The sequence below is a fragment of the Rudaea sp. genome (assembly GCF_036383415.1).
Classification (GTDB): domain Bacteria; phylum Pseudomonadota; class Gammaproteobacteria; order Xanthomonadales; family Rhodanobacteraceae; genus Rudaea.
Genome location: NZ_DASVOK010000273.1, coordinates 1 through 4,840, shown reverse-complemented (window position 1 = coordinate 4,840; position 4,840 = coordinate 1). Strand labels below are relative to the sequence as shown.

6 protein-coding genes and 1 pseudogene are annotated in these 4,840 nt (G+C 64.0%); 1 reads left to right on the top strand and 6 read right to left on the bottom strand.

All coding sequences use genetic code 11. From position 1 onward, the window contains the following. Positions 1-4: 4 nt before the first annotated feature. Positions 5-406 (bottom strand): annotated as a pseudogene (locus VF497_RS10110) (TRAM domain-containing protein); the annotation flags it as partial. A gap of 80 nt (positions 407-486) precedes the next feature. Here VF497_RS10110 and VF497_RS10105 point away from each other — a divergent pair. Continuing rightward, positions 487-1,230 carry a response regulator gene (locus VF497_RS10105; protein WP_330888260.1) on the top strand — a complete coding sequence of 248 codons (744 nt, stop codon included), beginning with the start codon at positions 487-489 and terminating at the stop codon, positions 1,228-1,230. 16 nt (positions 1,231-1,246) lie between these two features. Here VF497_RS10105 and recO read toward each other — a convergent pair whose 3' ends face one another. The 5 genes from recO to lepB form a co-directional block, all read right to left on the bottom strand. Then, positions 1,247-1,939 carry a DNA repair protein RecO gene (gene recO, locus VF497_RS10100; protein ID WP_330888258.1) on the bottom strand — a complete coding sequence of 231 codons (693 nt, stop codon included), beginning with the start codon at positions 1,937-1,939 and terminating at the stop codon, positions 1,247-1,249. 39 nt (positions 1,940-1,978) lie between these two features. Beyond that, positions 1,979-2,902: a GTPase Era gene (gene era / locus VF497_RS10095; RefSeq protein ID WP_330888256.1), complete on the bottom strand. Its 924-nt coding sequence runs from the start codon at positions 2,900-2,902 to the stop codon at positions 1,979-1,981. After that, on the bottom strand, positions 2,899-3,561 hold the full coding sequence (rnc, locus tag VF497_RS10090) for a ribonuclease III (protein WP_330888254.1): 663 nt from the start codon (positions 3,559-3,561) through the stop codon (positions 2,899-2,901). Before rnc ends, era begins: the two co-directional genes overlap by 4 nt. After that, complete coding sequence (locus tag VF497_RS10085; RefSeq protein WP_330888252.1) at positions 3,562-3,954, bottom strand: DUF4845 domain-containing protein; 393 nt, start codon at positions 3,952-3,954, stop codon at positions 3,562-3,564. 206 nt (positions 3,955-4,160) lie between these two features. Next, on the bottom strand, positions 4,161-4,840 hold a 680-nt coding region (gene lepB / locus VF497_RS10080; protein ID WP_330888250.1), incomplete at its 5' end, for a signal peptidase I.

Below are 4,840 nucleotides of genomic sequence, written 5' to 3'. Positions count from 1 at the left end.
CCTACTTCTCGACGAACTTCGCGCTCAGGCGGGCCATGCGCCGGTAACCCCAGGGCAAGTCGGTCAATGCGGGAAGAATCGTCGACGGCTGGACTTTGCCGATGCGCTCGAAATTCTCGAGCAGCACGCGCTGCTTGGCGGCGATCTGCGCCGCCGGATCGAGATGCTGCAAAGCGCATCCGCCACAGACGCCGAAGTGCTTGCACCGCGGTACGACACGATCAGGCGACGCACGCAGCACTCCCTCGACCGCCGCTTCGTCGTAATGCCGATGCTTGCGCAGATCGCGCAGACGAACGCGCTCGCCGGCGAGCGCGCCGGCGACGAACACGGCCTTGCCGGCAATGTGCGCCACGCCGCGCCCGTCATGGGTGAGGTCGGTGATGTCGGCTTCGATCGAGGTCATGCAAGCACGCGGAAACTGGGCCGCATATGATACCAGCCCTGCAAGGATTGCCGCCCTCACGCGCTGCTATAGTCCTGCGCATGAGCAAGGACCGGCCGCCCCGCATCCTCGTCGCAGACGACGACCCGGTCAGCCTGCAATTCCTCGTCGGCGCGCTGGGCGAGCTCGACTGCGCCACCACCGGCGCGGCGAGTGGCAGCGCGGCGATCGCGGCCTGCGCGCAACTATCTCCCGACCTGTTGCTGCTCGACCGGCGCATGCCGGATCTTGGCGGTGCGCCGCTGCTGCGCGAACTGCGTCGTGGCGGCTGCAGCGCACCGGCAATCGCCACGAGCGCCGAACTCGATGCACCCGCCCGCGCCGAACTGGCTGCAGCCGGATACGTCGATGCGGTGACCAAGCCGATTGGCGTCGAGCAGCTCGCCGCCCTGCTTGGTATGCATCTGCCGGAATGGCAAACGTCGCGGCTGCGCCTGATCGCAAATGCGCCGGCTGACCCACCCGCGGCAGCCGTGCGAGCCGCAGTGCTCGAAGATGGTCCCGCGCTTGCCGCCGTCGGTGGCGATCGCGAGACCTTGCGGGCGTTGCGCGGTCTTTTTTCGCAGGAACTCGAAACCACGTCACCGCGCATCGCCACGCTGCCCGCGGACGAGCTCGGCGAATGGCTGCATCGTCTGCGCGCGTCATGCCGCTACTGCGGCGCTGCGCGCCTGCTCGACGCGGCGGAACAGCTGGAGCACGAACTGAAACGATCGCGCGATGCTGCGCGAGGCGAATTGCTGGAAGTTCTGTCGATCACGATCGCAGCCTTGAAAAAAGGCTGATTTTTCGCGAGCAACCCTAGGCGAGCATGCTCCAGGAGCGAAGCTCGCCGTCGATATGCGTGGCGATCACGGCGCGCATCAAGCGCCGCAGCGAGGGCAGATGTTCCGCGGCGGGCATTTCGTCGCGCGCGAGTGCAAGCAACGCGGCGCCGCGCAGGCGCACGCCGTCGTGCGCATCACGCCACGGCGCCGGGCCATGTTCGTGGCGATAGGCATAATCGTGTTCGGGGTCGAGCGGCGCGCCGTCGTCGCCATCGACATCGAGCACCAATGCGTAGCCGAGATGGGCGAGCAGGTCGCGCTCGAAGCGGCGCAGCGTCCAAGCCTGCGCCTCGCCGCGCGCAAGCCGTGCGAGGGTTTCGGCGTAGTCGTCGAACAACTGCGGATGCGGGTCCTGACGTGGCGTGATGCGCAGCACCAGTTCGTTGAGATAAAGCGCGCAGAGCAGCGTGCCGCCATTGAGATCGAAGCCCGGTGCCGCCGCCTCGACCTGGGTCAGCGTGGCCAGTTCGCCGCGCCCGTTCCAGCCGAGTCGGACCGGAATCAACGGCTGCAGCAACGCCCGCGGAATGCGCGTGCGCTCACGGCGCACACCGCGCGCGACGAGACCGACGCGGCCATGGTCGCGGGTCAGGCATTCGAGCAGCAGCGAGGTTTCGCGGTAGGCTCGCGCGTGCAGGACGAAAGCAGGCTGTTGCTCGATTCGCATTGCAAGTTCGGGATGCCAAGAAAGTCCAACTTCCCAAAATCATTCGCCGTAGCCGAACCGCTGCAATGCCGCCTCGTCGTCTGACCAGTTCTCGCGCACCTTGACCCAGAGCTTGAGATGCACGCGGCGGCCGAACAGCTTGTTCATCGCCAAGCGCGCGGCGCTGCCGATCGCCTTGAGCTGCTCGCCGCCCTTGCCGATGACTATGGCCTTCTGCCCTTCGCGCTCGACCCAGATCGCCGCATGGATTTCGCTCATGCCGTTTTCGTTGTCTGCGAAGCTTTCGATCTCGACCGTCGCCGAATACGGCAGTTCCTGGCCGAGGCGCAACATCAACTGCTCGCGGATCAGCTCGGCGGCAAGGAAGCGTTCGCTGCGGTCGGTGAACTCGTCCTCGCCAAACTGCGCCGGGCCCAGCGGCAGATGCTCGATGATCGCGCGCTCGAGCGCATCGATGCCGTCGCGCCGTCGCGCCGAGATCAGGAACACGCCTGTGTAGAAACCGTCGCTGCCGACCTTCTGCAGGAACGGCAGCAACTGCTTCTTGTCCTTCTGCGCATCGACCTTGTTGAGCACAAGCAGGCGTGGTCGCTGCGAATCCGCCAGCACATTGCGCACCAGTTGGTCGCCTTCGGTCCAACGCCCCGCCTCGATCAGATGGATGCAGACGTCAGCCTCGGCGACGGCGTTGCGCGCGGCACGGTTGAGCTGGCGGTTGATCGCGCGCGCGCCGCCCGCGTGCAGGCCCGGCGTATCAAGCAGCAGGATCTGGCCCTGCGGCTTGGTCACAATACCGAGAATGCGATGCCGCGTGGTCTGCGGTTTCGGACCGACGATGGCCAGGCGCACCCCAACCAGGGCGTTGATCAGGGTCGATTTGCCGACGTTGGGCCGGCCGACGATCGCCGCGGTGCCGCAGCGATGGTCCGCACTTGCCTGATCCTGCACGGTCGGATCGCTCATGCGGAGTCCTTCGGTCGTTGCAATTGTTCCAGCACGCTCGCTGCTGCAGCCTGTTCCGCCGCGCGGCGGCTGCTGCCGCGCCCCTCGGCACGCAGATCGCGTGCGTCGATGCGGCATTCGACGGCGAATACGCGTGCGTGATCGGCGCCGCTCGTCGCGATCAGATCATAGATGGGCAACGGCTCACCGCGCGATTGCAGCCATTCCTGCAGGCGCGTCTTCGCGTCCTTGTCGTCCATTGTCGCCGCGGCAGCAAGTCGTGGTGTGACGAGCGAGCGCACGAATTCGCGACAGGCAACCCAGCCGCCATCGAGATGAACGGCAGCGACGAGCGCTTCGAACGCATCGGCCAGGATCGAATCGCGACGGAACCCTCCGCTCTTCAACTCACCTGGCCCTAGATGCAGCGCATCGCCGAGGTCCAGCTCGCGCGCAATCGCGGCGAGCGCCGGTTCGCTGACGAGGCGCGCGCGCAGACGCGTCAACTCGCCTTCGTCGGCCTTCGGAAATTCCTCGAAAAGAAGCTCGGCGACGATCACATTGACCAGCGCGTCGCCAAAGAACTCCAGTCGTTCGTTGTTGCCCGCACCGGCACTGCGATGGGTCAGTGCGCGTTCGCGCAGCCCCGTGTCGCGGAAACTGTAGTCAATGCGAAGCAATCAGTATCCCGTGTTAGGGGAGGTCAAATTTTCAGCATGCTCAAAGTGCACAAGCAGCGAAACGTTGTACAGGAACGGGATTTGCTTGTCGTAAACGACTTGCAGGATACGCGCACCGCCCTGCGTATTGAGCTTGATCGCGTTCGGCGGCACGGTCTTGTCGCCGACGTATTGCATGTGCATGGCAAAGTCGAGCTTGGCGCGGATCTGCTCAATAGGCATATTCGATGCACCGGCTTCCTCGGCCATCCCCTTCATCGCCTTGACCACGCCGAAATACTCCGTGTACGCCGGAATCAGCAACATCGCCGCATAGGCGAAGAAGCCGACAACGGCGAGCAGGATCAGGAATCCAATGATGCTGAGACCTTGTTGCCGGTTGCGTACTTGCATGACTCGCCCCCAGGTTGAGGAAAACCGAATTCTCGCCTAAGAAACCTCTGATTAACCTGCTGCGCTCGATAATTTGTGCGCCGGCGGTGCTCGGAATCCTCACATACTCGTTTGTATGCTCCGGTTCCTGCGCTCCGGCGACGCGCCCGATTCCAGATAAGATCGGCTCTTCGCTCGCTACGGTTACTCAGAGGTTCCCGAAGTCGCTACTTTATCAGCGTACCGAGCCGCTTGAAATCGATGCCGCCGTCCCAGTTCATCCAGACGACGAACGCCCGGCCGACCAGGTTCTGTTCGGGCACGAAGCCCCAGTAGCGGCTGTCTTCGCTGCAGTCGCGGTCGTCGCCCATCGCGAAATACTGGCCTTCGGGTACGACGTAGGTACCCTCGGCGCCGTTCTGGTTGGGCATGTGCAGGATGCGGTGATCCGCCGCCGGGAGCATCTCTTGCTTGATTTCGGACCCAGCCAGGTTGCAAGTATTGGGGTCATGGCTGAACGGGCCGCCAAACGGACCGACGTCGGTCTGCGCTATTTCCTTGTCGTTGATGTACAGCGTCTTGTTGCGATACGTGATCGTGTCGCCCGGCAGGCCGATCACGCGCTTGATGTAGTTCATCTTCTGCACGGGCATGTTGTTGAACGAGCTGCAGGAGCGCTGCATGCGCACCTCGCGGCCGTCAATCGTGCACTTGAAACCCGGGTAGACGAAGACGAAGACATCACCGCGCTGCGGCGAGCCGATTTCGAGGAATTTCGTGTTGAGCACCGGCAGGCGCAGGCCGTAGGCGAACTTGTTGACCAGGATGAAATCGCCGATCAGCAGGTTGGGCATCATCGAGGCCGAGGGAATCTTGTACGGCTCGGCGATGAAGCTGCGCAGGATCA

What these genes read in the sequence shown, in the direction of transcription:
- VF497_RS10085 (WP_330888252.1), bottom strand. Translation starts at nt 3,954, where the DNA reads ATGCAAGTACGCAACCGGCAACAAGGTCTCAGCATCATTGGATTCCTG.
- VF497_RS10105 (WP_330888260.1), top strand. Translation starts at nt 487, where the DNA reads ATGAGCAAGGACCGGCCGCCCCGCATCCTCGTCGCAGACGACGACCCG.
- era (WP_330888256.1), bottom strand. Translation starts at nt 2,902, where the DNA reads ATGAGCGATCCGACCGTGCAGGATCAGGCAAGTGCGGACCATCGCTGC.
- recO (WP_330888258.1), bottom strand. Translation starts at nt 1,939, where the DNA reads ATGCGAATCGAGCAACAGCCTGCTTTCGTCCTGCACGCGCGAGCCTAC.